Source organism: Pseudomonas sp. SJZ078 (assembly GCF_007828255.1).
Classification (GTDB): Bacteria; Pseudomonadota; Gammaproteobacteria; order Pseudomonadales; family Pseudomonadaceae; genus Aquipseudomonas.
The window spans coordinates 122,352-148,223 of sequence record NZ_VIUG01000004.1; the positions used below are offsets into that span (position 1 = coordinate 122,352).

Consider the following 25,872-nt stretch of genomic DNA (forward strand, 5'->3'; position numbering starts at 1 on the left):
TCATCCAGCATCACTTCAGCCGACCCACCGCTTTCGCGAGCAAGCCCGCTCCCACAGGGGGTTGGGGCCGGTCGTAGCCTGTGTGCCTCACCGGAAATCCAATGTGGTGCGGGCTTTGCTCGCGAAAGGGCCCTTGGGTGCGCTAGATACGGAAACTGCCTACCAACTGTTTGAGCCGCGCCGCCTGCCGCTCAAGATCGGAGCACGCGCGCAAGGTGGATTGCAGGTTTTCCACACCTTCCTGGTTCAGGGTGTTGATCTCGGTGATGTCCACGTTGATCGATTCCACTACGGCCGTCTGCTCCTCGGTGGCCGTGGCCACCGACTGGTTCATGCCGTCGATTTCACTGATGCGCAAGGTCACGCTGTTCAGGCGTTCGCCAGCCTGGTTGGCGATCTCCACGCTCTCCTGACTGTGGCGCTGGCTGTCATTCATGGTCGTGACCGACGCCCGCGCGCCGACCTGCAATTCCTCGATCATGGTCTGCACCTGTTGCGCCGACTCCTGGGTGCGATGGGCCAGGTTGCGCACCTCATCGGCCACCACGGCAAAACCGCGTCCGGCCTCACCTGCCCGGGCGGCTTCGATCGCCGCGTTGAGGGCCAGCAGGTTGGTCTGTTGGGAAATGCTGGTGATCACTTCCAGAATCTGGCCGATGTTCACGGTCTTGCTATTGAGCGATTCGATGTTGCTGCTTGAGGTGCTCAGCAGGTCGGACAGCCGGTTCATCGCGGCAATGCTGCGGTCCACCACTTGCTGGCCGTCTTCCGCCAGGCCGCGGGCATCGCTGGCCTGATGGGAGGCCTGGGCGGCGTTGCGGGCGATTTCCTGGGCGGCGGCGCCCAATTGGTTGATGGCGGCGGCGACGCTGTTGGTCCGGCTGGACTGTTCGTCGGAGTTGACCATCGACGAATTCGAGGCGCTCACCACGCGTAAGGCGACTTCGTTGACGTGTTCGGTGGCGCAAGACACTTCGCGAATCGACCTGTGGATGCGCTCCACGAAGCGATTGAACGCGGTGCCCAGGATGCCGAATTCGTCCTGGTTCTGGATCGTCAGACGTTTGGTCAGGTCGCCCTCGCCGTCGGCGATGTCCTCCATGGCCCGGGTCATGACATGCAATGGTTGGATCAGGAGGCGGATCAGCATGCTCAGCAGCGCGATAATGAAAACCACGGCAATGACAGTGGCAATCACCGCCGAGGTTCGGAAATTGCTGAGCATCGAGTAGGCCTGATCCTTGTCGACCGACACACCGACGTACCAGTTCACCGAGGGCAGGCCCTTGATCGGCGTGAAGGTGACGATGCGCGTATGGCCGTCGACCTCGACTTCGTTGATCTGGTCGCTGATCTTCGGTGTGTTTTGCGGATAGGCATCGGTCAGCGTCTTCATGACCAGGGCTTTATCGGGATGTACCAGGATCTTGCCGTCGGCGCTGACCAGGTAGGCGTAGCCCATGCCATCGAAATCCACGGTCTTGAGGTTGTCGATGATGGTTTGCAGGCTCAGGTCGCCACCTACCACGCCGACACTTTGTCCGTTGTTCCTGGAGGCGCTGGCGATGGAGATGATCAGTCCGCCGCTGGCGGCATCGATGTAGGGCTCGGTCAGGGTAGCCGTGGCGCTGCTTTCGGCACCTTTGTACCAGGGGCGCACCCGTGGATCGAAACCGTCGGGCATCTTCGCATCGGGGCGTATGATAAAGCTGCCCTTGGCATCGCCCAGGTAGGACGCCATGAAGGTGGAAGTCAGCGCTTTCTGTTCCAGCAGGCGGGTGACGCCGGCCTGGTCTGGCGTGACGGCGATATTCTGGGCCAGGTTTTCGATCAGCAGGATACGGCCGCTCAGCCAGGTCTGGATGTTACTGGCCGTGACGTCACTCATTTCATGCAGGTAGCTGTCGAGGTCGTCACGGATGGCGTTGCGTTGCAGGTAATCGTTGTAGGCGGTAAATGAAGCGAAGGCCGCTATGACGATCAGTGCGGCGGCAATCAGGATTTTATGGCTGAAGCGCAGGTTTTTGTTCATGGCTCGGGGTTCCGCGGAGTCTTATAGCTCTGGGCGTGCTTTTATATGAAAAGTTCGAAAAAAGGCGCCGTGTTGAAAGCTCTGATATTTCCTTCTCTCCCTGGGGAATTATCCGACCGTGTTTTTCACTGAGGTCTGTCGCTTCTTATATCGGCCAACTTGGCCAGAAATTAATCACAGGTGACCACATGCCTGACTCACTGCAACTCGTTATCGGGGCCGACCTTACCGGCCAGCCCATTGGCCAGGCCATGCGCCTGGCGAACCGTCATGGCCTGGTGGCAGGCGCCACCGGCACCGGCAAGACCGTCACCCTGCAACGCCTGGCCGAAGCCTTCAGCGATGCCGGCGTGGCCGTATTCGCGGCAGACATCAAAGGCGACCTGTGCGGACTCGGCGCCGCCGGCAACCCCCAGGGCAAAGTCGCCGAGCGCATTGCCAGCATGCCCTGGCTCGAGCACAGGCCCCGGGCCTACCCAGTGACCCTGTGGGACGTTCACGGCCAGTCCGGTCACCCACTGCGCACCACCCTGAGCGAGATGGGGCCGTTGTTGCTCGGCAGCCTGCTGGAGTTGACCGACAGCCAGCAGGCTGCGTTGTACGCCGCGTTCAAAGTGGCGGATCGTGAAGGCCTGTTGTTGCTGGACCTCAAGGACCTGAAGGCGCTGCTCAATCACCTCAAGGACAACCCGGCACTGTTGGGGGACGATGCGGCGCTGATGACCACCGGCTCCAGCCAGGCGCTGTTGCGGCGCTTGTCCACACTGGAACAACAGGGGGCCGACGCGTTGTTTGGCGAGCCGGCCTTGCAGCTCGAAGACATCCTGCATCCGGACGGCGACGGCCGCGGCCGCATTCATTTGCTGGACGCCAGTCGCCTGGTCCACGAGGCGCCCAAGGTCTACGCGACGTTCCTGTTGTGGCTACTGGCCGAGTTGTTCGAGCAATTGCCCGAGCGCGGCGATGCGGATAAACCGCTGCTGGCGCTGTTTTTCGACGAGGCACATCTGCTGTTCGCCGGCACGCCGAAGGCGTTGCAGGAGCGGTTGGAGCAAGTGGTGCGCCTGATCCGCTCCAAAGGCGTCGGGGTGTACTTCGTTACGCAATCCCCAGGTGACCTGCCGGACGATGTCCTGGCGCAGTTGGGATTACGCATCCAGCATGGCTTGCGGGCCTTTACCGCCAAGGAACAAAAATCCCTGCGGGCAGTGGCGGACGGTTTCCGGCCAAACCCGCAGTTCGATGCCCTGGCGGTGCTTACCGAGCTGGGCATCGGCGAGGCCCTGGTGGGCACCCTGCAGGAAAAAGGTACGCCGGAGATGGTCCGGCGGGTGTTGGTGGCGCCGCCGCAGTCGCGAATCGGGCCGTTGACCGAGGCCGAGCGAGCCGGATTGATCGCCCGTTCGCCATTGCAGGGCCGTTACGATAAACCCATTGACCGCGAATCGGCCTATGAAGTGCTGATGGGCCGCAAGGGCCTGGAGCCCGAAGTGGCGCCAGGCAAACCGGCGGCCGAGGAGCCGAGCTTTACCGAAAAGGCCGGGGAGTTTCTTGGCACGGCGGCAGGCCAGGCATTGAAATCGGCGATGCGCCAGGCGGCCAATCAACTGGGACGACAGTTAGTGAGAGGATTGATGGGGTCGTTGCTGGGGGGGAGTAAGCGGCGGTAGCTGAGAACCGAGGTGTCTTCATTGCGAGCAGGCTCGCTCCCACAGGGGATCGCAAGTGGTTCAACGGGGGAGCGAGCCTGCTCGCGATGGCGGCCAGCCTGCCGACGGAGAACTCAGGGCTTGGCCCTGGCATGGGCCGCCAACCGCTCCAGCGCTGCCCGCAGGCTCGGGTCGCTGATGCCGTCCGCGGTGGCCTGGATGGTTTCGGCGGCGTCGGTGGACAGGTCCAGGGTGTGCCCCTTGGCCCCGACCTGTACGGTGGGGGGCTGCACCTTGAAGAGAATCCGCGTGAGGCTGGCAAACTCCTCGAATGCCTGTAGCTGACGCAGCAGGCGTTTTTGCTGGTAGCGCAGGCGCGTGGCCCAGTGGCCGTCCGTGACGATCAACAGCAAACTGCCTTCGCGCCAGGAGGCCACGTGGCAGTGTTCGCGGGCGGCGGGCTGCAGCTGGCTGTCCAGCAGGCGTTGCAGATGGCCCAGGCGCCTGGCGTGGCCGAAGATGGCTTTCAGCGGTTTGGCTTCGCGCAACAGAACGGCGGGAGCCTTGGCTGGGAGGGGGCGGAAGGCCATGAACGTATACCGCGAGTGACAGAGGCGCCATGGTAGCAGAAAGTGCCAGGTACGCTTCGGGCAATGGCTGTTTACTCACACAAACAGTAGGAAGTTATGCGTTTTGTGGGTTGAACTTCGCGTAAAAGCCCTTATTTTAGGAGGGCCCCGTCACAGCGCTGTGCCAGCATCGTGGATAACGCCACTTTCCTCACCATCGTTTCCGGGTAGAATGCTCGTTCGCATGCGGCCATGAGGGCTGCACGGGCGACTCATGGGGCCGCCCTCCATCCCTTTAGTGTGGAAGATCCTGCCGATATGTTTGCGCCTTTGTTAAAGAAACTCTTTGGAAGCAAGAACGAGCGTGAAGTCAAACGCATGCTCAAGACGGTACAGATCGTCAATGCCTTCGAAGAGCAAATGGTGGCCCTTTCGGACGATCAGTTACGCGCCAAGACTGCCGAATTCAAGGACCGCATCGCCAAGGGGGAAACCCTCGACCAGCTCCTGCCCGAAGCCTTTGCGGTTGCCCGCGAAGCCGGCAAGCGGGTCATGGGCATGCGCCACTTCGACGTCCAGTTGATCGGCGGCATGACCCTGCACGAAGGCAAGATCGCCGAAATGCGCACCGGTGAGGGTAAAACCCTGGTGGCGACCCTGGGCGTCTACCTCAACGCATTGTCCGGCAAGGGCGTGCATGTGGTGACGGTCAACGACTACCTGGCTCGCCGCGACGCCAACTGGATGCGCCCGCTGTACGAATTCCTCGGGCTGACCGTCGGCGTGGTCACGCCGTTCCAACCGCCGGAAGAGAAGCGTGCCGCCTACGCTGCCGACATCACCTACGGCACCAACAACGAATTCGGTTTCGATTACCTGCGCGACAACATGGCGTTCAGCCTGGAAGAAAAATTCCAGCGCGAACTCAATTTCGCGGTCATCGACGAAGTCGACTCCATCCTCATCGACGAAGCCCGTACCCCGCTGATCATTTCCGGTCAGGCCGAGGACAGCTCCAAGCTGTACATGGAGATCAACAAGTTGATCCCGCAGCTCAAGCTGCACGTCGAGGAAGTGGAAGGCGAAGTGACCCAGGCCGGGCACTTCACCGTTGACGAGAAGACCCGTCAGGTCGAACTCAACGAAGCCGGCCACCAGTACATCGAGGAAGTGCTGACCCGCGTCGGCCTGCTGGCCGAAGGCGAAAGCCTGTATTCGGCCCATAACCTGGGCCTGCTGACCCACGTCTATGCCGGCCTGCGTGCCCACAAGCTGTTCCATCGCAACGTCGAATACATCGTGCAGGACGGCCAGGTGGTGCTGGTCGACGAACACACCGGTCGTACCATGCCGGGCCGTCGCCTGTCCGAAGGCCTGCACCAGGCCATCGAAGCCAAGGAAGGCCTGAATATCCAGGCCGAGAGCCAGACACTGGCCTCGACCACCTTCCAGAACTACTTCCGCCTGTACAACAAGCTGTCCGGCATGACCGGTACCGCCGACACCGAAGCGTTCGAGTTCCACCAGATCTACGGCCTGCAAGTAGTGGTGATCCCGACGAACAAGCCGCTGGCGCGTAAAGACTACAACGACCTGGTGTTCCTGACCGCCGAAGAGAAGTACGCGGCGATCATCAACGACATCAAGGACGGCATGGCCCAGGGTCGTCCGATCCTGGTGGGTACCGCCACCATCGAAACCTCCGAGCACATGTCCGCATTGCTCAACAAGGAAGGCATCGAGCACAAGGTCCTCAACGCCAAGTTCCACGAGAAGGAAGCCGAGATCATCGCCCAGGCCGGTCGCCCGGGTGCGTTGACCATCGCCACCAACATGGCTGGTCGTGGTACCGACATCCTGCTGGGCGGCAACTGGGAAGTGGAAGTCGCCTCCCTGGAAAACCCGACCCCCGAGCAGATCGCGCAGATCAAGGCCGACTGGCAGAAGCGTCACCAGCAGGTGCTCGAGTCCGGTGGTTTGCAGGTGATCGCTTCCGAGCGCCATGAATCGCGCCGTATCGACAACCAGTTGCGTGGCCGTGCCGGTCGCCAGGGTGACGCCGGTTCCAGCCGCTTCTACCTGTCCCTGGAAGACAGCCTGATGCGTATCTTCGCCTCTGACCGGGTGAAGAACTTCATGAAGGCTCTGGGCATGCAGCCTGGCGAAGCGATCGAACACCGGATGGTGACGAACGCCATCGAAAAGGCCCAGCGCAAGGTCGAAGGACGCAACTTCGATATCCGCAAGCAATTGCTCGAGTTCGACGACGTCAACAACGAACAGCGTAAAGTGATCTATCACATGCGTAACAGTTTGTTGGCCGCCGACAACATCGGCGACACCATCGCCGACTTCCGCCAGGAAGTGCTCGACGCAACCGTCAGCGCCCACATTCCACCGCAGTCGCTGCCGGAGCAGTGGGACATTGCCGGCCTGGAAGCTGCCTTGCGCAGCGACTTCGGCGTGTCGTTGCCGATCCAGCAGTGGCTCGACGAAGACGACCACCTGTACGAAGAAACCCTGCGCGAAAAGCTGCTGGCCGAACTGATCGCCGCGTACAACGAGAAGGAAGACCAGGCTGGCGCCGAAGCGCTGCGCTCCTTCGAGAAGCAGATTGTGCTGCGGGTACTGGACGACCTGTGGAAAGACCACCTGTCGACCATGGATCACCTGCGCCACGGTATCCATTTGCGCGGTTACGCCCAGAAGAACCCGAAGCAGGAATACAAGCGTGAATCCTTCACCTTGTTCTCCGAGCTGCTGGATTCGATCAAGCGCGACTCGATCCGTGTGCTGTCCCACGTTCAGGTCCGCCGCGAAGACCCGGCCGAAGAGGAAGCCCGACTGCGTCAGGAAGCCGAGGCCCTGGCCGCGCGCATGCAGTTCGAACACGCCGAAGCCCCAGGCCTGGAAGTGACCCAGGCTCAGGAAGAGGGGGTCGATGTGGATGTCGCCCTGGCGACCGCGCCGGTGCGCAACGAGCAGAAGCTGGGCCGTAACGAGTTGTGCTACTGCGGTTCGGGCAAGAAATACAAGCATTGCCACGGGCAGATCCAGTAACGCCCGTCTCAAACGCTGAACGACCCGCGCCGCGACAGGCAACCTCTGTCGCGGCGTTTTGCCATTTGATTCAGACATACATTTATTGAGGAGCGCATTCATGGCTGTTGGTCTTGGTCCGTTGCCAACGTTGCACCCGGTTGCCGGTTTTGAACTCGGTATCGCCTCGGCGGGCATCAAGCGCCCCGGGCGCAAGGATGTGGTGGTCATGCGTTGCGCCGAAGGCTCGACGGTTGCCGGCGTATTCACCCTCAACGCCTTTTGTGCCGCCCCGGTCATCCTGGCCAAGCAACGTGTCCAGGGGCCGGTGCGCTACCTGCTGACCAACACCGGCAATGCCAATGCAGGCACCGGTGCGCCAGGGCTGGCCGCCGCCGAGCGCACCTGCGCCAAGCTGGCCGAGCTGACCGGCGTTGACGCCGCTCAGGTGCTACCGTACTCCACGGGTGTGATCGGTGAGCCGCTGCCGGTCGAGAAGATCGAAGGTGCGCTGCAGGCCGCCCTCGATGACCTGTCGGAAAACAACTGGGCCGCCGCCGCCACCGGCATCATGACCACCGACACCTTGCCCAAGGGCGCGAGCCGTCAATTCCAGCACGACGGCGTCACCGTCACCGTCACCGGCATCAGCAAGGGCGCCGGCATGATCCGCCCGAACATGGCGACCATGCTCGGCTACATCGCGACTGACGCCAAAGTCTCCCGCCAGGTGCTGCAGGACCTGATGCTCGACGGCGCGAACAAGTCGTTCAACCGCATTACCATCGACGGCGATACATCGACCAACGACTGCTGCATGCTGATCGCCACCGGCAAGGCCAACCTGCCGGAAATCACCGAAGCCAGCGGCCCGCTGTTCGCGGCCCTGAAGCAGGCGGTGTTCGAAGTGTGCATGGAAGTGGCCCAGGCCATCGTCCGTGACGGCGAGGGTGCAACCAAGTTTGTGACTGTGCAAGTCAACGGTGGTGGCAATCATCAGGAATGCCTGGATGTCGGCTACACCGTGGCGCATTCGCCGCTGATCAAGACCGCGCTCTTCGCCTCTGACCCGAACTGGGGGCGGATCCTCGCGGCGGTCGGCCGTGCCGGCGTGCCGGACCTGGACGTGAGCAAGATCGACGTGTTCCTCGGCGAAGTCTGCATCGCCAGCCAGGGCGCCCGCGCCGCGACCTACACCGAGGCCCAGGGGGCGGCGGTGATGCAACAGGAAGAAATCACCATCCGCATCGAGCTGGGGCGCGGTGATTGCAGCGAGACGATCTGGACCACTGACTTGTCCCACGAGTACGTCAAGATCAACGCTGAGTATCGGACTTAAGACAGAGTCGTCCCATTCGCGAGCAAGCCCGCTCCTACAGGAGATTTGAGGTGTGAACACTTTTTATGTCACGCATCAATTCAGTGTGGGAGCGGGCTTGCTCGCGAAGGCGGCGAGGCGGCTGCACACTGTTGAGCTGAAACTGCCCGAGGTGAATGTGGCCCAAGTCGAAACCCTTTATCAATGGCTGGCGGCGCTCAAGGCGTGGCAAACGGCCGGCCTGGAGGACATCGCGCGGTGAAACGAGTACACGTAGCGGCGGCGGTCATTCGTGACGCTGCCGGCAAGATCCTGATCGCCCGACGGGCCGACACCCAGCACCAGGGTGGCCTGTGGGAATTTCCCGGTGGCAAGGTCGAGGCCGACGAATCCGTCGAGACGGCCCTGGCCCGGGAACTTCATGAGGAGCTGGGAATTGTGGTCGACGCTGCCCGGCCATTGATCAAGGTGCGTCACGATTACCCGGATAAACAGGTTTTGCTGGATGTCTGGGAAGTCTCGGCGTTCTCCGGCGAACCCCATGGTGCCGAAGGGCAACCGCTGGCCTGGGTCACGGCTCGCGACCTGACCAACCATGAGTTTCCGGCAGCCAACCAGCCGATCGTGGCGGCGGCTCGCTTGCCCGGCGAATACCTGATCACCCCGGAAGGCCTTGAAACACCGGCCCTGTTGCGGGGAATGCAGAAGGCTATCGCCGGTGGGATCAAGCTGGTCCAGCTGCGGGCGCCCAATGGCTACGATCCGCAATACCGTGATTTGGCGGTGGATGCGGCGGGATTGTGTGCCGGCAAGGCCCAGTTGATGCTCAAGGGGCCTTTCGAATGGCTGGGGGACTTCCCTTCCGCCGGTTGGCACGTTACCGTCGCGCAACTGCGCAAGCATGCGGCGGCCGGCCGTCCATTCGGCAAGGACCGTTGGCTGGCCGCTTCCTGTCATAACGCCGAGGAACTCTCCCTGGCGCAGCAGATGGACGTGGACTTCGTGACGCTCTCGCCCGTGCAACCGACCCAGACCCATCCCGAGGCCCAGCCATTGGGTTGGGCCGAGGCTGCCCGGCTGATCGAGGGCTTCAACCGTCCGGTATATCTGCTGGGCGGAGTGGGGCCTGCCGAGCGGCAGAAGGCCTGGGAGGCCGGCGCGCAGGGTGTGGCGGGGATTCGGGCGTTCTGGCCTGATGCCTGATTTGTGGTGTGGCTGCCGGCGCCTTCGCGAGCAAGCCCGCTCCCACAGTTGACCGAGTTCTTCAGGAGGAACGCGCTTCAACTGTGGGAGCGGGCTTGCTCGCGAAGACGGCCTGACAGGCAATGATATCTGTGATCACTCCCCAGGCTTGGCCGCTGCCACCCAAAGCACCTCCGCCACACCCTGGCGCCGGGCAATCGCCCGCGCCGCCACGAACAACAGATCCGACATTCGATTGATATAGGCCAACCCCGGTCCCGCCAGCGGCTCCACGGCGTTCAATTGCTGGCAACGTCGCTCGGCACTGCGGGCCAGGCTGCGGCAGACGTGGGCCTGGGCCACCAGGGTCGAGCCGCCGGGCAGGATGAAGTTTTCCAGTGGCCCCAGCTCTTCGTTCCACAGATCGATGGCCGCTTCCAGTCGCTCGACTTCCGCCGTGGTCAATGCCTGATAGGCCGGCATTGCCAGTTCGCCACCCAGGTCGAACAACCGATGCTGACAGGGTGCCAACACTTCGATGATCTCCCTTAGCGCCGGGTATCGGCTCGCCTCGTCGATGAGCGCGGCCAGCAGCAACCCCAGTTGGCTGTTCAAGCTATCCACTTCGCCGATGGCCTCGACCCGTGGGTGGTCCTTCGCCACGCGACGACCATCGCCCAACCCGGTTTCACCCTTGTCGCCGGTGCGGGTGTAAATCTTCGACAGGCGAAAGCCCATGCTCAGCGCTCCAGTTGCTTTTGTTCTTGGGGCATCATCGAAATGCCCGCCAGGGGCAGGCGCAAGGTGAAGCAGGTGCCCTGGCCCGGCGCCGACTGCACTTCCATCTGGCCCTTGTGGTTATTGGTGATGATGAAATACGACACCGACAGCCCCAGGCCCGTGCCCTGGCCGATTTCCTTGGTGGTGAAGAAGGGCTCGAAGGTGCGTTTGCGCACGTTCTCGCTCATGCCGATGCCGTTGTCCTCGACCTGGATTTCCGCCCAGGGCGGGTTCAGCCGCGTGCGCAGGGTAATGCGCCCGGGTTCGCTGTCGTCCTGGCGTTGGTGGATGGCCTGGGCGGCGTTTTTCAACAGGTTGAGCAGCACCTGCTCCAATTCGTTGGCGGTGCCGGGTACCGGGCCCAGGTTCGGGTCGAACTGACGGATGATTGCCTGGCCCTTGAAGTCGAAGCCGATCGCCAGGTCGAAGTCGTTGCCGGCGATTTCCACCGCCTGGTCGATCAGGGCCGGCAGGTCGCAAGGGGCCATTTGTCGCGTGCTGCGGCGGCTGAAACTGAGCATGTGGGTGACGATTTTCGCCGCGCGGGCGCCGGCCTGCTGGATGCCATCGAGCAACTGCGGGATGTCCCGGCCCTGGAGGTATTGATTGACCACCTGCAGTTCGATGCCCAGTTGCTCGGCCTGTTCGAGATTCTTGGGCAGTTCCGGTGACAGGCGCCGGCGGATGTTCTGCACGTTGTGCAGGATGGCCCCCAGTGGGTTGTTGATCTCATGGGCCATGCCCGCCGCGAGGCCGCCGACCGAGAGCATTTTTTCCGATTGCACCATCATTTCTTCCAGCGACAGGCGCTGGGTAATGTCGTCGATGCGGATCACCACCCCGCGTCCGGCACCACCCATCAGCGGATAGAAGGTCAGGGCGTAGTGCCGGGCTTCATCGTCCTTGGTCCAGGTGACGCGTTCGATCTTCGCCACCGTGTGCTGCTCGACCGTTTGCTTGAGCTGCGGCAGGTACGGCTTGAGGGGTTCGAAGGCGAGGAAGATCGGCTGGTTCAATGCTTCGTCCAGCCGGGTGCCGGAAAGGGCGCTGGCCTCCTGGTTCCATTGGGTGACATAAAGCTGTTCGTCGAGAGCGATCAGGGCCGACGGCATGGAGTCGATAATGCTGTTGAGGTAGTTCTGAAAGCCGGTGAGCTTTTTCTCGATCTTGCTGCGCACCTGGACTTCGAGTTCCAGCTTGCGGTTGGTATGCCGGGTTTCTTCCGCCAGGCCCTGGGCCTGGTCGTAGGCCGCCTGGGAGTCGTCCCGGGCGCGCTTGAGCTGCTGCTCCCGGGCCTCGATCCGCGACAGCATGGTATTGAAGGCTTCGGCCAGGCTGCCGATTTCGTCGTGGTTGCCACGGGCGGCGCGCAGGGAATAGTTTTCTTCCCGGGTGACCTGGCGCGACAGCTCTTCCAACTGATGAATCGGCTGGGTGATCAGGCGTTTGATCTGCTGGGCGATGACCAGCCACAGCAGCACGCTGAAAATCAGGATGCCGAGGCTGGCGGTCAGGGTGCCGGTGTAGAACGCCGTGGGCAGTTCACTGCTGGCGACCAGCAGCAGGTGGCCCGGCGCGGTACCGGGGCGGGGCAGGGTGATGACCTGGTTGCTGCGGAATTCACCGGCCTGCCAGGCTTGCACATTGCGGAAATGATCCGGCAGCCTGAGCTTCTCACCCTGTTGCAGTTGCGCCAGGCGTTCGCCCTCGCCGTCATACAGCGCCGCCGCCCGCAGCGGGGCGTAGCTGTTGAGTTCGTCAAGCAGGCGCTTGGCGCCTTGTGGCGATTGCAGGGCATCGGAGATCAGGCTCGGATTGGCGATCAGTCGGCCGATGGTTTGCAGGGCCTGGGGGGCCATGCTTTCCTGGGAAATGTAATAGGCGGCGCTGATAAAGGTCAGGTTGGCGACCAGCAGGACAGTGGTCAATAACACCAGCAGGGCGGCCAACAGTTTCTGGCCGACCGGCAGGTTTTCAAGGCGCTGGCGCAATGGCATCAGATTCGTCGCTGAAAAGGAACACCAGGCCAGCGTAGCCGCTGCTCAGTCGCTGGGCAATCCGAGGTTGTCCAAGTGAGCGATCAGGCGCTGGCGCAGCTGTTCCAGATGCGGTATCGCCAGCTCGTGCCGCCGGGCGGCCTTGCAGGCGTGGCCGAGCAGATAGCTGATTTCAGTGCGGCGCCGGTTGGCGACATCCTGGTGCATCGAGGAGTAATTGGCCGCCGTGGCCTGGATCACCCGTTCGACTTCCGGCTGCAAGTCCTCGGCCGCCGCGGGCTGGCCGCAGCGTTCGAGCAGATCAGTCAGTTCCGCGCACAGGGTTGCCACTTCGCAGCGATGTTCCTGCAAGCCACCATTCTTGCAGTGATACAGCACAGTCAGCGGGTTGATCGCACAGTTGAGGGCCAGTTTTCGCCAGAGCCGGGTGAGGATGTCCGCGCTCCATGCGTGGGGGATTCCGGCGGCGCTCAGGTCGTCCAACCAGAACGGCGCCACGGGGTGGGCGGGGTCACCAAGCCACGTGTAGCCGTGACCGGCGAACACCACGCGCCAGTCGCCGTCGCGGAACGCGCCTTCGGTGCTGGAGGCACTGATACAACGGGCCTGGGGGACGCGGTTCGCCACCGCGTCCTGGCTGCCGAGGCCATTCTGCAACAGGATCAGTTCCGACTCGGCGTCCAGGCGATGGGCCACCGAGGCCACGGCCGCCTCTGCGTCATAGGCTTTACAGGCCAATAGCAGGCGTTTGATGGGCTCGGGGCTGTCCGCCGTTTCCCCAGGCACCGGGTAGCGCTGCGTTTGGCCCTGTTCCACCAGTGTCAGGCCACCGCTTGCCCGATACGCCTGCATCCGGGCTTCATTGCGCAACACCAGGCGCACCGGCAGGCCGGCCCGCGCCAGGCGCGTGGCCCACAACGTGCCAAGACTGCCGGCCCCCAGGACATGCCAGGTCGTGGACATCAGTTTTTTACTCGGTTTGGCGCAGGCATCTGAGGGGCTCGCGGTATCGGCAAGAAAAGACCCGTTATAATGAGCCCGATTTTAACCACAAGCCTAGCGCGCGCCTTTGTTACTGGCGCGCCTTTTTATTTGGAGAACACTACATGCCGTCATTCGACGTGGTATCCGAACTGGACAAACACGAAGTCACCAACGCCGTTGAAAACGCCGTCAAGGAACTCGACCGTCGTTATGACCTCAAGGGCAAAGGCAGCTTCGAATTCAAGGAAAAGGACCTGACCGTCAACCTGACCGCCGAAGCCGAATTCCAGCTCGAGGCGATGATCGAGATCCTCAAGATGGCGCTGGTCAAGCGCAAGATCGACGTGCAATGCCTTGAAATCAAGGATGCCTATGCCTCGGGCAAGGTGATGAAACAGGAAGCCGTGCTCAAGGAAGGCATCGACAAGGAGCTGGCAAAGAAGATTGTCGCTCACATCAAGGATGCCAAGCTCAAGGTCCAGGCCGCCATCCAGGGTGAGCAGGTGCGGGTTACCGGCAAGAAGCGCGACGACTTGCAGGAGGCCATCGCAGCGCTGCGCGCCAAAGAATTCGGTATGCCGCTACAGTTCAATAACTTCCGCGACTGACAGGACGCCAGGCTGTTCAGGAATAGGGTGGTGGGGGAGCAGCCTTCCCCGCCACATTCGTGCTTACGGTAATAAAGGAGAGTCGAATGGACTTGAATGCAGAAGTGGATCACCTGATCGAGACCTCCCAGGCCGCGATACCAATGGTCATGGAGTACGGCAGCCGTGTGTTGCTGGCTGTCATCACCCTGGCCATCGGCTGGTGGTTGATCAACAAGGTCACGCAAAAACTGGGTGCGCTGCTGGCCCTGCGTAACGCTGACCTGGCATTGCAAGGGTTTATCAGTACCCTGGCCAATATCATCCTGAAGATATTGTTGGCGATCAGCGTCGCGTCGATGATCGGCGTGGAAACCACCTCGTTCGTTGCTGCCATCGGTGCGGCGAGCCTGGCAATTGGCCTGGCGTTGCAGGGCAGCCTGGCAAACTTCGCCGGCGGCGTGCTGATCCTGCTGTTTCGCCCGTTCCGCATTGGCGACTGGATCGAAGCCCAAGGCATCGCTGGCACGGTCGACAGCATCCAGATTTTCCATACCGTGTTGCGCACCGGTGACAACAAGACGGTGATCGTGCCCAACGGCAACCTGTCGAACGGCATTATCACCAACACCAATCGTCAGCCGACCCGCAAAGTGGTGTTCGATGTGGGGGTGGATTACCAGGCTGACCTGCAAAAAGCGCGCGAGGTCTTGTTGAATCTGGCCAAGGATGAGCGCGTATTGGCCGATCCGGCACCTGAAGCGGTGATTTCCACCCTGGGCGACAGTTCGATCACGGTGTCGTTGCGGGTGTGGGTCAAGACTGCGGATTACTGGAGTGTCATGTTCATGTTCAATGAACAGGCGCGGGATCGCTTGAAGGATGCGGGGATTGATATTCCGTTTCCGCAGCGGGTGATTCGTGTGGTGCAGGAAGAGGCGGCGAGATAACAACATAGATGTAACCTGTCGATTGGGTCAGGTTATATTTAGCTAGCTTGCTATTTATGAAGTTGCGTCAGATTGTTTTTATCGGACACATAAAAAAACCGCTCACCTGGATCAGGTGAGCGGTTTTTTGTTTGTTGCGGGTGTAGCTAACGAATGACCGCTGAGTTACAGGATGCTCAGTGGGTATTCGGCGATGATACGGAAGTCGTTAACGTCGCCAGTTACGTTAGAGGACGCACGGTAGAACGCTTGGCGCACGCGGAAGGAGAGGTCCTTGGCTGGGCCGCTTTGCAGGACATACTTGGTTTCGATATCCAGTTCGTGCTCTTTGCCTTCGCCGGTATCGGTAGAGATGTTGTCACCCTTAACGTAACGGGTCATGAAGCTCAGACCAGGTACGCCGTAGGTTTTCATGTTCAGGTCGTAACGAGCCTGCCACGAACGCTCATCTGCGAAGTTGAAGTCGGAGTACTGAATGGAGTTGGCCAGGAAAATCGTGCCGCCGCCATCCACGCCGTAAACATAACCGGTGTCACCGGTAGAGCGTTGGTGAGCCAGGGTAAATTTATGAGCCCCGATGGAGTAGGCTGCTGCGAGGGACCAGATACGGTTGTCAATGTCACCGTTCAGCTCTTGACCCTGACTTTTGCTGCGATAGCCGTTGAAGTCGAAGTTCAGGGACTGATCTTCGTTGATCGGCAGGGTGTAGTTGGCGTTGATGTATTGCTTCTTGAAGTAGTCATCTACATCGGAAGCAGCTACGCCGGCTACGAAATTGTCAGTGAACTGGTAGGTTGCACCAGCAATGTCAGCGGACGTCAGGCCGGCGGTATGTGGGCCGTTGATGCTGTCACGTCCCATTTGTTGCTGGGCATTCATTGCGGTGAAGTGACCAGCGGTCAGCTCCAGGCCTTTGATTTCCTTGCTGGTGATCAAAGTACCGGTTGCATATTCCGGCAGCAGACGGCTGTCGTCAGTAGAGAAGACAGGGCTGGTGGTTTGCTGGTTACCGTATTTCAGAACGGTGTCGGAGAAGCGCAGTTTGACAGCTGCACCAGCTTTCGATTGGCTCTTTTCAGGATGACCGTCGCTGTCGGAAGCGAACAGGTTGTTGCCTTGACGGCCTTCACCACCGTCCAGTCGGACAGTGCTGCCTACGTACGCATCAAGACCAAAACCAATGGTGCCTTGAGTGAAACCGGACTCGTAAGTGACCAGTTCGCTGAGGCCGGTATCTTCACGATAGCCATTTTTGAAGCCGCCACCTGGCAAGGCGATGTTGCCGCCGCCGTTCCGTTGATCGCGATTCATGTACTCAATGCGAGTTTTAGCTTTCAGGCTTTGATCTTCCAGGAAGCCTTTGGATTCCTCTTGGGAAGACGCCACTGCGAACTGCGAAACACCGGCCGAAACAGCCAGTGCGATCATGCTCCACTTCATCACGCGCATCGTGATTTGCTCCTTTGGTTTTTAGAAGAGTACTGCCGTCCCACCTGTTTTTTTATCTGGGCGGCTCTTTCTTTTTGTGTCGGCGCAAATTTATATCACGACGACATCATTGGCGATACTTGCCCATCCAACCTTCCAGCTTCTTCACGACCATGTCGCCAATGGCTCGATCCATGTCGTAATGGGGCTGTTCCGACGCAATCGGGTTTCGCAATTTGAATATTGCTTTTCTTTCTTCGGCGTCGGTGTAAAGAGTCCTTTGTTACTGCACTTGAAGCTCCTGAGGGCAACCTTGCCACTTTATTTATAGGCCAACAGGTTTTCGTTCCGACGATTGCCTGAGGGCGATGTCCGGGATGAATGCAACAAGTATGCACAAACCCGAAATTTGTTCACAGTTTTTTCACACTCTTCCGTTTGACGCGGTGAAACCTCATGAAACCGGGGGGCAAAGGCCTTGTTTTAAATAGGGTTGACTGCTGTGCCGCTATCGTGTTTGAAAACTGAAAATGGCCCTCGACAACCAAAAACGTTACCGGTTCACCCTGCCAGTGAGTAAATCCCGGATGCTTCGTGCACTGAGCGTAGACGCTTTGTGCAGTTTTGGTGCAAAAAACTTCATGAGTCGCGCATGGCTCTGTGTTTCTCCCCATCAGGATGCTGACGTTTCCGTACTCCCGGGAGATTGCTGCGCTGAAATGGTGCGCGCTGTTACCGCGTGGAGAAGGTCGGACCCGAAAACAGGCATTTCAGTCAAGGCCGGAGGGGCGCAGTGAACGTTCAGTCATTCGCGGGTATGCTGCGAGTATCCAATGCAGGCCCAAACCGGGCAGCCCCGATAACGAGCAAGGAGTACGCGCGGTGTTTGTTTTAGATCCACAACTGCAGCAGGACACATTGCCCATTGGCGATTTCCCACTGTGCCGGTTGCTGCTGTCCAATGATTCGAATTACCCGTGGTTCATTCTGGTGCCAAGGCGGGAAGATATCAGCGAGTTGTTTCAGCTCGATGACGTTGATCAACGCCAGCTGTGGAAAGAGACCACCGCGCTGGCGGAAACCCTCAAGGACTCTTTCGACGCTGACAAGTTGAACATTGCGGCGTTGGGTAACGTCGTCAGCCAGTTGCACATGCATGTCATCGTGCGCAGGCGTGAGGATGTGGCCTGGCCGTCGCCGGTCTGGGGCAAGCACCCGGCCCGGCCTTATAATGCGGAGCAGGTGGCGGCCATTCGCGAGCGGTTGCGGATGGCCCTGACCGATGATTTCAAGTTTGTGGAGGGTTGAACCGTGGATCTTGAGGCGCGTGTTACCGATCTGGAAACTCGCCTGGCATTTCAGGATGACACCATCCAGGCGTTGAATGATGTGTTGGTGGAGCAGCAGCGGGTCGTCGAGCGTTTGCAATTACAGATGGCGGCGTTGCTCAAGCGGCAGGAGGAAATGGCTGGGCAGTTCGAATCCGTCGAGGAAGAGGCGCCGCCCCCGCATTACTGATCGTCCGAGCGACGAGGCATAAAAAAACCGCGATGCAGCCTGGCTGCTCGCGGTTTTTTCATGCCTGGAATCAGCGGCGCGGCAGTGCGGCGATGACGTCTTCGGCTTGCAGGCCTTTGTCGCGGTGCATCACGGAGAACTCCACGCGCTGGCCTTCGACCAGGACGCGATGGCCTTCGCCGCGGATGGCCCGGAAATGCACGAAAATGTCATCGCCGGAGTCACGGGAGATGAAGCCGAAGCCCTTGGAGGTGTTGAACCACTTCACGGTGCCGGTATCACGATTGGACATGTCGTAGTTCTGCGGCGCGGCGGTCGGCGACGACTTCTTGTAGAAGCTGGCGGCCAGGTGCAGTGCCACGGCAAGCAACGCCGCAGTGAGGCTGAACAGGACGGCCGGTTGACCGCTGATTTCCGGCATCGGAGCCAGCAGGCTCAGGGTTTGCAAGGCAACGGCCAGCACCAGCAGTACGCTGACCAGGTTTTGCAATTGATGACGAGGACCTTTGTGCCAGTAAGGAATGACAGGTGCGAGGATCAGGTTGAGCAGGCCGAAGAAGGCCAGGTAAAGCGCATCGGGATGTTGCAGGTAAGGTGTGGCTTCGGAACCCAGGCTAGGGATGAAGGACAGCAGCAGGGCAGCTGCGCCCATTAGCAAGTGGACGATTTTCAACATTTTGATTGACTCACGGTTAAGACGGATCACAAGGAAGAGCTGGTCGGGTGCGGTTCGCTTCAGAACAATGAGAGGCGCTGGACACGTACCCGATTCAGCCTATGCGCCACACCCAGGAAAATAGGCGTAGCGACACACTGCCTATTTAACAGCAAAGCCTTGGCCTTCTCAAACTCGTAACAGGTGCGCACGGCGCTGTTCGTCGGCCGGAAAGCTGCACGCATGTGGGAGGGGTATTTATCCTGCTGATAGCGCATAGCCTGGAACTGTCCGATGTCTTGGCTTGTCGGTTCAGGAGGTTAGGCGATTTGTCGCAGGCCACTGGCGAAAACACCCGCTACGCTGTGGAATTCATCACCGTCAGGAGATCAACCAACATGGCAATTGATATCGGTATCAGTGAAGAAGATCGCAAGTCCATCGTCGATGGGCTTTCACGCTTGTTGTCGGACACCTACGTGTTGTATCTCAAGACCCACAATTTCCACTGGAACGTCACGGGGCCGATGTTTCGGACCCTGCATCTGATGTTCGAGGAGCAATACAACGAGCTGGCGTTGGCGGTGGATCTGATTGCCGAGCGCATTCGTGCGCTCGGCTTTCCCGCGCCGGGAGCTTATTCGGTGTATGCGCGCTTGTCTTCCATCAAGGAAGAGGAGGGCGTGCCCTGTGCCGAAGACATGATCCGGCAACTGGTCGATGGCCAGGAGGCGGTGACGCGCACGGCCCGCGGTATCTTCCCCTTGCTGGACAAGGTCAGCGACGAGCCGACCGCCGATCTGCTGACCCAACGCATGCAGGTTCATGAAAAGACTGCGTGGATGTTGCGCTCTCTGTTGGACGAGCGGTAAGCCTCTGGCGGGCGATGGTGGGTGGCATGGCATCATCGCCCGCGTGTGCAACTATTGGTTTCCTGGTATCGGGTTTTCCGATCAGTCGTGTGTCTGCTGTCGAGGTCACCCATCGTGTGTAGGACGATGTAATTCATCGTCTATTTGCTGTTGGCTTGTCCTACGTTGCCGGTCAAAAAGTCATCTGGATCTGGCGACGCCGTTGAGCTTCCATAGGGCACCAGATTGGTTGTCCTGACTGAGAGGTTCGTATGGCAAAGGAGTGTCGACGGTATGATTCAAGGAAAAGAGTCAAGGGAGGGTGCGCAGTCCATCGAGATCGACCCGTTTGTCAGTGGGTTCGATATGCAGCTGGCCCGCCCCTTGTCCAGATCCATCCGTTTGAATGGGTTCGCCACCTGTCTTCGGCTGGAACGGGTCTATTGGGAGATTCTCGGCGACATGGCCCAGCTCAACAACTGTTCCATCAATGCCCTGTTGTCTCATGTCGACCGGGAGGTGCACCTGCGCCACGGCGGAGTTCGCAATTTCAGCGGCCTGGTGCGGGTTGTCTGCGTGGTGCACAGCTTGAAGGAGGCCGGCTTGGAAGTCGTGGAGCGTCACTGGCGTGGGGCCCCGCAGTGACTCGACCGGGCTGGTAGGTGCCCTGGGCAGCCCTGGGGGCTTCGAGATTCATTTTCCCATCCCATGGAAACGAATGGAGAACGCCCCTACGGCTGCACAGGCTGCATTTAATGGATATAATCCCGCTCTTTGCCGCAAAGCCCAGCTTTTGCGCGATTAACCTGATCGCCGAGACAACCCATGCCGATGTACGACTATCAATGTGCTTCCTGTGGTCATCAGATGGAAGCCATCCAAAAGATCAGCGAAGCACCGCTGGTCGACTGCCCTGCCTGCCAGGCGCCGGAACTGAAAAAAATGCTGTCCATGCCGGGTTTCCGTCTCGGCGGTACGGGCTGGTATGAAACCGACTTCAAGACCGGTGCGAAGAAGAACCTCGCCGGTGGCGACAAAGCTGACTGAGATGAATACGCGCGGGTTCTTGCATGGGCAGGGCCTCCAACCGAATGTCGAATTACGAGAAGTGAAACCACTACCATGATGCGCAGCCATTATTGCGGCCAACTGAACGAAAGCCTGGAAGGTCAGGAAGTTACTCTTTGCGGATGGGTCCATCGTCGCCGTGACCATGGCGGGGTGATTTTCCTCGATATCCGTGATCGTGAAGGCCTGGCCCAGGTGGTGTTCGATCCGGACCGTGCTGAAACCTTCGCCACCGCCGACCGCGTGCGCAGCGAATACGTAGTCAAGATCACCGGCAAGGTGCGCCTGCGTCCGGCCGGTGCCGGCAATGCCAACATGGCGTCCGGCATGATCGAAGTGCTGGGTCATGAGCTGGAAGTGCTCAACGAAGCGGAGACCCCGCCGTTCCCGCTCAACGAATTTTCCGACGTGGGCGAAGAAACCCGCCTGCGCTATCGCTTCATCGACCTGCGTCGTCCGGAAATGGCCGAGAAGCTGCGCCTGCGTTCGCGCATGACCACCAGCATCCGTCGCTACCTGGACGAGAACGGCTTCCTCGACGTCGAGACGCCGATCCTGACCCGTGCCACGCCGGAAGGCGCCCGTGACTACCTGGTGCCGAGCCGCACCCACCCCGGCAGCTTCTTCGCCCTGCCGCAATCGCCGCAGTTGTTCAAGCAACTGCTGATGGTGGCCGGCTTCGACCGTTACTACCAGATCGCCAAGTGCTTCCGCGACGAAGACCTGCGTGCCGACCGTCAGCCTGAGTTTACCCAGATCGACATCGAGACCAGCTTCCTCGACGAAAAAGACATCATGGGCCTGACCGAAGGCATGATCCGCAACCTGTTCAAGGAAGTGCTGGGCCTGGAATTCGGTGACTTCCCACACATGACCTGGGACGAGGCCATGCGTCGTTATGGTTCCGACAAGCCGGACCTGCGTATCCCGCTGGAGCTGGTGGACGTGGCCGACCAGCTCAAGGACGTCGAATTCAAGGTCTTCAGCGGTCCGGCCAATGATCCGAAATGCCGTGTTGCCGCCTTGCGCGTGCCGGGTGCGGCGAGCATGCCGCGCAGCAAGATCGACGACTACACCAAGTTCGTCGGCATCTACGGTGCCAAGGGCCTGGCGTACATCAAGGTCAACGAGCGCGCCAAAGGCGTCGAAGGCCTGCAATCGCCGATCGTCAAGAATATCCCTGAAGCCAACCTGAACGTGATCCTCGATCGCGTCGGCGCGGTCGACGGCGATATCGTGTTCTTCGGCGCAGACAAGGCCAAGATCGTCAGCGAAGCTCTGGGGGCGTTGCGGATCAAGGTCGGCCACGATCTGGAACTGCTGACCTGCGAGTGGGCGCCGTTGTGGGTCGTGGACTTCCCGATGTTCGAAGAAAACGACGATGGCAGCTTCACTGCCCTGCATCACCCGTTCACTGCGCCGAAATGCACGCCGCAAGAGCTGGAGGCCAATCCGGCTACCGCTCTGTCCCGTGCCTACGACATGGTCTTGAACGGCACCGAGCTGGGTGGCGGTTCGATCCGTATCCACCGCAAGGACATGCAGCAGGCGGTGTTCCGCCTGTTGGGCATCGACGAAGCGGAGCAGGAAGAGAAATTCGGCTTCCTGCTCGACGCCCTGAAGTTCGGTGCACCGCCCCATGGTGGCCTGGCCTTCGGCCTGGATCGCCTGGTAATGCTGATGACCGGCGCCCAGTCGATCCGTGAAGTGATCGCATTCCCGAAAACCCAGAGCGCGGCCGATGTCATGACCCAGGCCCCGGGTGCGGTGGATGCCAAGGCGCTGCGCGAGCTGCACATCCGCCTGCGTGAACAGCCTAAGGCTGAGTAAGGCCGACACCTGAAGGCGCATCTTCGGATGCGCCTTTTCGTTGGTGTCGATATTTCTGCTTGCCTGCCACCGCGCGAGCGCGGGGCGGGCAACGTTTCAAGAAGAACCGGAGCGAGTTATGGCAGGTCATTCCAAGTGGGCGAACATCAAGCACCGCAAAGAACGTCAGGATGCCAAGAGGGGCAAGATCTTTACCAAGTGGATCCGTGAACTGACGGTCGCGGCCCGCCAGGGTGGCGGCGATCCGGGTTCTAACCCGCGTCTGCGCCTGGCCCTGGACAAGGCACTCGGTGCCAACATGAGCCGCGATATCATTGACCGGGCGATTGCCCGTGGCGCTGGCGCGACCGAGGCCGACAACGTTGAAGAACTGACCTACGAAGGGTATGGCCCGGGCGGCGTGGCGGTGATGGTCGAATGCATGACCGACAACCGCAACCGTACCGCGGCGGCCGTGCGTCACGCCTTCAGCAAGTGCGGTGGCAACCTCGGTACCGACGGTTCGGTGGCTTATCTGTTCGAGCGCAAGGGGCAGATCAGCTTCGCGCCGGGTCTCGATGAAGATGCCCTGACGGAAGCGGCCCTGGAGGCCGATGCCGATGACGTAGTCAGCCATGAAGACGGCTCGTTCGACGTCTTCACGTCGTTCGCCAGCTTCTATGCCGTGCGCAACGCCCTGGAAGCGGCCGGGTTCAAGCCGGCCGACGCGGAAATCGTCATGCAGCCGACCACCAGCGCCGAACTGGACCTCGAGGGTGCCGAGAAGGTGCTCAAGCTGATCGACATGCTGGAAGACCTGGATGACGTGCAGAACGTTTATTCCAATGCCGATATCCCAGAATCCGTGGCGCAACAGCTTGGCTGATATTGTTGTGTGCAATAACTTTTTTTCTGATGCCTGATGACTAGGGTGGGAGCGGGCTTGCTCGCGAAGGCGGTGTGTCAGGCAATACATGTGTGACTGACATTCCGCTTTCGCGAGCAAGCCCGCTCCCACAGGTCCAGGCAACTCCTTCTTCAACCTGCAGGCGCTATGACTTTAATCCTTGGCATCGACCCCGGTTCGCGCATTACCGGCTACGGCGTGGTTCGCGACACCGGACGCGGCTGTGTGTATGTGGCGTCCGGCTGCATCCGCACCGGGGCGGGCGAGTTGCATGAGCGTCTGCAGATCGTTTATCGCGGCGTGCGCGAAGTCATCCAGACCTACGGCCCGGTCACCATGGGGATCGAAAAGGTCTTCATGGCGCGCAACGCCGATTCCGCCTTGAAGCTGGGGCAGGCCCGGGGAGCGGCGATTGTTGCTGGCGCCGAGGAAAGTCTGGAGATCGCCGAGTACACCGCGACCCAGGTCAAGCAGGCGGTCGTCGGAACAGGGGCGGCGAACAAGGAGCAGGTGCAAATGATGGTGATGCACCTGTTGAAGCTGGTCAGCAAGCCGCAGATTGACGCCTCCGACGCCCTGGCCATCGCTATTTGTCATGCCCATACCCGCTCCAGCCTGTTGCCTCATGGTCTGGGAACCGCACGCAGTCGTGGCGGGCGCCTGCGTCTCTGATAGCATCAGCGCTCTCATTCATGAGCCCGAGCCTGTTGCGCCTGTGTCGTCGGCCTTCATGCCCGGGCCGTTATTCGCCAGCCAGCGGCTGGTCAACGCCCAAGGATCTGAAACGTGATTGGACGCTTGCGCGGCACCCTGGCTGAAAAACAGCCGCCGCACCTGATTCTGGATGTAAATGGCCTGGGCTATGAGCTGGAAGTGCCCATGACCACGCTGTATCGCTTGCCGTCGGTCGGTGAACCGCTGACGTTGCACACCCATTTGGTCGTGCGCGAGGATGCGCAGTTACTCTATGGTTTCGTCGGCAAGCGCGAGCGAGACTTTTTCCGTGAGTTGATCCGTCTCAATGGTGTAGGTCCGAAACTGGCCCTGGCCTTGATGTCGAGCCTGGAAGTCGACGAACTGGTGCGTTGCGTGCAATCCCAGGACACCTCGGCGCTGACCAAGGTGCCAGGTGTCGGCAAGAAAACCGCCGAACGCCTGTTGGTGGAGCTCAAGGATCGCTTCAAGGCCTGGGAAGCGGTGCCGGCCATGTTTGCGCTGGTGCCGAACCAGCCTGATGCACCGGTGCCAGCGGCCAGTGCCGAGAACGACGCGGTCACTGCGCTGATCTCCCTGGGCTACAAGCCACAGGAAGCCAGCAAGGCGATTTCCGCCATCAAGGAAAAAGGCTTGAGTACTGAAGACATGATTCGTCGTGCCCTGAAGGGAATGATCTAAGTGATTGAAGCTGATCGTCTGATCGCCGCCACGGGTGCGCCCCGTGACCGCGAGGAAGTCCAGGACCGTGCGATTCGCCCTGTCAGCCTGGCCGACTACATTGGCCAACCGACCGTGCGTGAGCAGATGGAGTTGTTTATCCAGGCGGCCCGGGGGCGTAGCGAGTCGCTGGACCACACCTTGATCTTCGGCCCGCCGGGCCTGGGCAAGACCACCCTGGCCAATATCATTGCCCAGGAAATGGGTGTGTCGATCAAGAGCACGTCCGGTCCGGTCCTCGAGCGTCCGGGCGACCTGGCGGCGTTGTTGACCAATCTTGAGCCCCACGACGTGTTGTTCATCGACGAGATCCATCGGCTGTCGCCGATTGTCGAAGAAGTGCTGTATCCGGCCATGGAAGATTTCCAGCTCGACATCATGATCGGCGAGGGCCCAGCGGCGCGCTCCATCAAGCTGGACCTGCCGCCCTTCACCCTGGTGGGTGCCACCACCCGCGCCGGCATGCTCACCAACCCGCTGCGCGACCGTTTCGGCATCGTCCAGCGCCTGGAGTTCTACAACAACGCGGACCTGGCCACGATCGTCAGCCGCTCGGCGGGCATCCTCGGGTTGCCGCTGGACCCGGAGGGTGCCTATGAAGTGGCGCGTCGGGCCCGGGGTACGCCGCGGATCGCCAACCGGCTGTTGCGCCGGGTTCGGGATTTTGCCGAGGTCCGGGCCAAGGGCCACATCACCAAGTCGATTGCCGACCTGGCGTTGAACCTGCTGGACATTGACGAGCATGGTTTCGATCATCAGGATCGGCGCCTGCTGCTGACCATGATCGAGAAGTTCGACGGTGGTCCGGTGGGTGTGGACAGTCTGGCCGCGGCCATCAGCGAGGAGCGCCATACCATCGAGGATGTACTGGAGCCGTACCTGATCCAACAGGGCTACATCATGCGCACCCCACGCGGGCGAGTGGTGACGCGTCATGCTTACCTGCATTTTGGCTTAAACATCCCGACACGAATGGGCGAGATGCCGGTGGTAGACGAATTCCTTGATGCCGTGGACGATTGAACGACTTTTCATGTAGCGACTTTTTTCCGGATTGTGCTGTCCCAGACGACGTCCGGAGCGTCTATGTACTCGAGAATGAAAAAACAGTTGCC

General features: G+C 60.4%; 24 protein-coding genes. 17 read left to right on the forward strand and 7 right to left on the reverse strand.

The features are described from left to right. Window positions 1–142 precede the first annotated feature (142 nt). Window positions 143–2,032 carry a methyl-accepting chemotaxis protein gene (locus FBY02_RS05875; protein WP_144924583.1) on the reverse strand — a complete coding sequence of 630 codons (1,890 nt, stop codon included), beginning with the start codon at window positions 2,030–2,032 and terminating at the stop codon, window positions 143–145. 188 nt (window positions 2,033–2,220) lie between these two features. On the opposite strand from FBY02_RS05875, the gene FBY02_RS05880 reads away from it, so the two are divergent. Further along, window positions 2,221–3,702: a helicase HerA-like domain-containing protein gene (locus FBY02_RS05880; protein WP_144924586.1), complete on the forward strand. Its 1,482-nt coding sequence runs from the start codon at window positions 2,221–2,223 to the stop codon at window positions 3,700–3,702. A gap of 113 nt (window positions 3,703–3,815) precedes the next feature. Here the strand turns inward: FBY02_RS05880 and FBY02_RS05885 are convergent, their stop codons facing one another. Continuing rightward, window positions 3,816–4,271: a DUF721 domain-containing protein gene (locus FBY02_RS05885; protein WP_144924588.1), complete on the reverse strand. Its 456-nt coding sequence runs from the start codon at window positions 4,269–4,271 to the stop codon at window positions 3,816–3,818. A 297-nt stretch (window positions 4,272–4,568) separates the two neighbouring features. On the opposite strand from FBY02_RS05885, the gene secA reads away from it, so the two are divergent. The 4 genes from secA (at window position 4,569) to FBY02_RS05905 (ending at window position 9,810) form a co-directional block, all read left to right on the forward strand. Further along, the gene (gene secA / locus FBY02_RS05890) at window positions 4,569–7,310 is read left to right on the forward strand and encodes a preprotein translocase subunit SecA (protein ID WP_144924591.1); all 2,742 of its coding nucleotides are present in this window, start codon (window positions 4,569–4,571) and stop codon (window positions 7,308–7,310) included. Between the two features lie 100 nt (window positions 7,311–7,410). Continuing rightward, window positions 7,411–8,628 carry a bifunctional glutamate N-acetyltransferase/amino-acid acetyltransferase ArgJ gene (argJ, locus tag FBY02_RS05895; RefSeq protein WP_053146943.1) on the forward strand — a complete coding sequence of 406 codons (1,218 nt, stop codon included), beginning with the start codon at window positions 7,411–7,413 and terminating at the stop codon, window positions 8,626–8,628. A gap of 52 nt (window positions 8,629–8,680) precedes the next feature. Next, window positions 8,681–8,869, forward strand: coding sequence for a hypothetical protein (locus tag FBY02_RS05900; protein ID WP_144924594.1), 189 nt, complete (start codon window positions 8,681–8,683; stop codon window positions 8,867–8,869). Next, on the forward strand, window positions 8,866–9,810 hold the full coding sequence (locus tag FBY02_RS05905; RefSeq protein WP_144924597.1) for a Nudix family hydrolase: 945 nt from the start codon (window positions 8,866–8,868) through the stop codon (window positions 9,808–9,810). Before FBY02_RS05900 ends, FBY02_RS05905 begins: the two co-directional genes overlap by 4 nt. Window positions 9,811–9,945: 135 nt before the next feature. Here the strand turns inward: FBY02_RS05905 and FBY02_RS05910 are convergent, their stop codons facing one another. The 3 genes from FBY02_RS05910 to FBY02_RS05920 are packed head-to-tail and all read right to left on the reverse strand — an operon-like array spanning window position 9,946 to window position 13,529. Beyond that, window positions 9,946–10,527, reverse strand: coding sequence for a cob(I)yrinic acid a,c-diamide adenosyltransferase (locus FBY02_RS05910; RefSeq protein ID WP_144924600.1), 582 nt, complete (start codon window positions 10,525–10,527; stop codon window positions 9,946–9,948). Between the two features lie 2 nt (window positions 10,528–10,529). Further along, window positions 10,530–12,566, reverse strand: a complete 2,037-nt coding sequence (locus tag FBY02_RS05915; RefSeq protein ID WP_144924603.1) for a HAMP domain-containing sensor histidine kinase — start codon at window positions 12,564–12,566, stop codon at window positions 10,530–10,532. Between the two features lie 45 nt (window positions 12,567–12,611). Continuing rightward, complete coding sequence (locus tag FBY02_RS05920; RefSeq protein ID WP_144924606.1) at window positions 12,612–13,529, reverse strand: putative 2-dehydropantoate 2-reductase; 918 nt, start codon at window positions 13,527–13,529, stop codon at window positions 12,612–12,614. Window positions 13,530–13,672: 143 nt separating this feature from the next. Here FBY02_RS05920 and FBY02_RS05925 point away from each other — a divergent pair, with 143 nt between their 5' ends. Together FBY02_RS05925 and FBY02_RS05930 are read left to right on the forward strand one after the other, a co-directional pair. Next, on the forward strand, window positions 13,673–14,158 hold the full coding sequence (locus FBY02_RS05925; RefSeq protein ID WP_144924609.1) for a YajQ family cyclic di-GMP-binding protein: 486 nt from the start codon (window positions 13,673–13,675) through the stop codon (window positions 14,156–14,158). A gap of 86 nt (window positions 14,159–14,244) precedes the next feature. After that, window positions 14,245–15,087 carry a mechanosensitive ion channel family protein gene (locus FBY02_RS05930; protein WP_144924612.1) on the forward strand — a complete coding sequence of 281 codons (843 nt, stop codon included), beginning with the start codon at window positions 14,245–14,247 and terminating at the stop codon, window positions 15,085–15,087. Window positions 15,088–15,252: 165 nt separating this feature from the next. Here FBY02_RS05930 and FBY02_RS05935 read toward each other — a convergent pair whose 3' ends face one another. After that, window positions 15,253–16,536 carry an OprD family porin gene (locus FBY02_RS05935; RefSeq protein ID WP_144924615.1) on the reverse strand — a complete coding sequence of 428 codons (1,284 nt, stop codon included), beginning with the start codon at window positions 16,534–16,536 and terminating at the stop codon, window positions 15,253–15,255. Between the two features lie 861 nt (window positions 16,537–17,397). Between FBY02_RS05935 and FBY02_RS05940 the strand changes: the two genes are divergently transcribed. Beyond that, on the forward strand, window positions 17,398–17,823 hold the full coding sequence (locus tag FBY02_RS05940; RefSeq protein WP_144924618.1) for an HIT domain-containing protein: 426 nt from the start codon (window positions 17,398–17,400) through the stop codon (window positions 17,821–17,823). A 3-nt stretch (window positions 17,824–17,826) separates the two neighbouring features. Beyond that, on the forward strand, window positions 17,827–18,033 hold the full coding sequence (locus FBY02_RS05945; protein WP_041021693.1) for a SlyX family protein: 207 nt from the start codon (window positions 17,827–17,829) through the stop codon (window positions 18,031–18,033). A 70-nt stretch (window positions 18,034–18,103) separates the two neighbouring features. Here FBY02_RS05945 and FBY02_RS28575 read toward each other — a convergent pair whose 3' ends face one another. Next, window positions 18,104–18,709 (reverse strand): cold-shock protein, encoded by a 606-nt coding sequence (locus FBY02_RS28575; RefSeq protein ID WP_144924620.1) that lies wholly within the window; start codon window positions 18,707–18,709, stop codon window positions 18,104–18,106. 377 nt (window positions 18,710–19,086) lie between these two features. On the opposite strand from FBY02_RS28575, the gene FBY02_RS05955 reads away from it, so the two are divergent. The 8 genes from FBY02_RS05955 to ruvB all read left to right on the forward strand — a co-directional run bounded on the left by FBY02_RS05955 (window position 19,087) and on the right by ruvB (window position 25,780). Continuing rightward, window positions 19,087–19,560 (forward strand): Dps family protein, encoded by a 474-nt coding sequence (locus FBY02_RS05955; RefSeq protein WP_144924623.1) that lies wholly within the window; start codon window positions 19,087–19,089, stop codon window positions 19,558–19,560. A gap of 273 nt (window positions 19,561–19,833) precedes the next feature. Then, complete coding sequence (locus tag FBY02_RS05960) at window positions 19,834–20,184, forward strand: ribbon-helix-helix domain-containing protein (RefSeq protein ID WP_144924626.1); 351 nt, start codon at window positions 19,834–19,836, stop codon at window positions 20,182–20,184. A gap of 180 nt (window positions 20,185–20,364) precedes the next feature. Next, window positions 20,365–20,586 carry an FmdB family zinc ribbon protein gene (locus FBY02_RS05965; RefSeq protein ID WP_024776474.1) on the forward strand — a complete coding sequence of 74 codons (222 nt, stop codon included), beginning with the start codon at window positions 20,365–20,367 and terminating at the stop codon, window positions 20,584–20,586. A 75-nt stretch (window positions 20,587–20,661) separates the two neighbouring features. Further along, complete coding sequence (aspS, locus tag FBY02_RS05970; protein WP_024776475.1) at window positions 20,662–22,437, forward strand: aspartate--tRNA ligase; 1,776 nt, start codon at window positions 20,662–20,664, stop codon at window positions 22,435–22,437. 118 nt (window positions 22,438–22,555) lie between these two features. Next, entirely contained in the window at window positions 22,556–23,302 is a 747-nt protein-coding gene (locus FBY02_RS05975) for a YebC/PmpR family DNA-binding transcriptional regulator (protein ID WP_144924629.1), read from the forward strand. 168 nt (window positions 23,303–23,470) lie between these two features. Beyond that, entirely contained in the window at window positions 23,471–23,995 is a 525-nt protein-coding gene (gene ruvC / locus FBY02_RS05980) for a crossover junction endodeoxyribonuclease RuvC (RefSeq protein ID WP_024776477.1), read from the forward strand. A 114-nt stretch (window positions 23,996–24,109) separates the two neighbouring features. After that, complete coding sequence (gene ruvA, locus FBY02_RS05985) at window positions 24,110–24,718, forward strand: Holliday junction branch migration protein RuvA (protein WP_024779454.1); 609 nt, start codon at window positions 24,110–24,112, stop codon at window positions 24,716–24,718. Next, a complete protein-coding gene (gene ruvB / locus FBY02_RS05990) occupies window positions 24,719–25,780 on the forward strand; it encodes a Holliday junction branch migration DNA helicase RuvB (RefSeq protein WP_144924632.1) in 1,062 nt (353 codons plus the stop codon). It begins immediately after the preceding gene. Window positions 25,781–25,872: the final 92 nt, after the last annotated feature.

Excerpts from the sequence above, each read along its gene's own strand:
- FBY02_RS05875 (WP_144924583.1), bottom strand. The coding sequence starts at position 2,032 with ATGAACAAAAACCTGCGCTTCAGCCATAAAATCCTGATTGCCGCCGCA.
- FBY02_RS05880 (WP_144924586.1), top strand. The coding sequence starts at position 2,221 with ATGCCTGACTCACTGCAACTCGTTATCGGGGCCGACCTTACCGGCCAG.
- FBY02_RS05885 (WP_144924588.1), bottom strand. The coding sequence starts at position 4,271 with ATGGCCTTCCGCCCCCTCCCAGCCAAGGCTCCCGCCGTTCTGTTGCGC.
- secA (WP_144924591.1), top strand. The coding sequence starts at position 4,569 with ATGTTTGCGCCTTTGTTAAAGAAACTCTTTGGAAGCAAGAACGAGCGT.
- argJ (WP_053146943.1), top strand. The coding sequence starts at position 7,411 with ATGGCTGTTGGTCTTGGTCCGTTGCCAACGTTGCACCCGGTTGCCGGT.
- FBY02_RS05910 (WP_144924600.1), bottom strand. The coding sequence starts at position 10,527 with ATGGGCTTTCGCCTGTCGAAGATTTACACCCGCACCGGCGACAAGGGT.
- FBY02_RS05915 (WP_144924603.1), bottom strand. The coding sequence starts at position 12,566 with ATGCCATTGCGCCAGCGCCTTGAAAACCTGCCGGTCGGCCAGAAACTG.
- FBY02_RS05920 (WP_144924606.1), bottom strand. The coding sequence starts at position 13,529 with ATGTCCACGACCTGGCATGTCCTGGGGGCCGGCAGTCTTGGCACGTTG.
- FBY02_RS05925 (WP_144924609.1), top strand. The coding sequence starts at position 13,673 with ATGCCGTCATTCGACGTGGTATCCGAACTGGACAAACACGAAGTCACC.
- FBY02_RS05930 (WP_144924612.1), top strand. The coding sequence starts at position 14,245 with ATGGACTTGAATGCAGAAGTGGATCACCTGATCGAGACCTCCCAGGCC.
- FBY02_RS05935 (WP_144924615.1), bottom strand. The coding sequence starts at position 16,536 with ATGCGCGTGATGAAGTGGAGCATGATCGCACTGGCTGTTTCGGCCGGT.
- FBY02_RS28575 (WP_144924620.1), bottom strand. The coding sequence starts at position 18,709 with ATGTTGAAAATCGTCCACTTGCTAATGGGCGCAGCTGCCCTGCTGCTG.
- FBY02_RS05955 (WP_144924623.1), top strand. The coding sequence starts at position 19,087 with ATGGCAATTGATATCGGTATCAGTGAAGAAGATCGCAAGTCCATCGTC.
- FBY02_RS05960 (WP_144924626.1), top strand. The coding sequence starts at position 19,834 with ATGATTCAAGGAAAAGAGTCAAGGGAGGGTGCGCAGTCCATCGAGATC.
- FBY02_RS05965 (WP_024776474.1), top strand. The coding sequence starts at position 20,365 with ATGCCGATGTACGACTATCAATGTGCTTCCTGTGGTCATCAGATGGAA.
- aspS (WP_024776475.1), top strand. The coding sequence starts at position 20,662 with ATGATGCGCAGCCATTATTGCGGCCAACTGAACGAAAGCCTGGAAGGT.
- FBY02_RS05975 (WP_144924629.1), top strand. The coding sequence starts at position 22,556 with ATGGCAGGTCATTCCAAGTGGGCGAACATCAAGCACCGCAAAGAACGT.
- ruvC (WP_024776477.1), top strand. The coding sequence starts at position 23,471 with ATGACTTTAATCCTTGGCATCGACCCCGGTTCGCGCATTACCGGCTAC.